Source organism: Acinetobacter sp. 1294596 (assembly GCF_000582925.1).
Taxonomy (GTDB): domain Bacteria; phylum Pseudomonadota; class Gammaproteobacteria; order Pseudomonadales; family Moraxellaceae; genus Acinetobacter; species Acinetobacter radioresistens.
The window spans coordinates 1-598 of record NZ_JFCC01000124.1 but is presented as its reverse complement, the minus strand read 5'-3'; the positions used below and the strand labels follow the sequence as shown (position 1 = coordinate 598).

At 36.5% G+C, this 598-nt stretch carries 1 rRNA gene; it reads left to right on the top strand.

Features of this window, described 5'->3' with window-relative positions:
* The first annotated feature begins 228 nt into the window (after positions 1-228).
* Positions 229-343 (top strand): 5S ribosomal RNA (rrf, locus tag J502_RS16190).
* Positions 344-598: the final 255 nt, after the last annotated feature.

Genomic DNA, 598 nt, shown 5'->3' with positions numbered 1-598 from the left:
AAGCTGACCAATACTAATTGCTCGTGAGGCTTGACTATACAACACCCAAACAGTTGTATACAAAGCATCAATCGATTCATAAATATGCAATATCCCTTGATTCAGCCTAATGCTGGAACATACAATTCAGACCCAGATCTGCCCGCTGTTAATAACTCATTTGGACCAAAGTACGGCACATACTGCACCGCAGTTAAATCAGACCCGAACAAGTCCATCAACAGTTGTGCTGGCGACCATAGCAAGAGTGAACCACCTGATCCCTTCCCGAACTCAGAAGTGAAACCTCTTAGCGCTGATGGTAGTGTGGGGTTACCCATGTGAGAGTAAGTCATCGCCAGCTCATTATTCTAAAAAGCCCCCTCACATGAGGGGGCTTTTTTTATGCGGGGGTTAAATAATATTAGAATGATATTTTTTGAACTCTTTTAAATAATAGTCAATAATTCATCTAATGTTAAGTAATCCTATATAAGGGTTAAACAATATAAAATTTAATGAATATTCAACAGACTTCCTTTAGTCTACAAATATTTTAATATTTAAATTTCTTTTAAAAGCATGAAGTAGCTTATTTTATAAATAATCAGTTACAAGA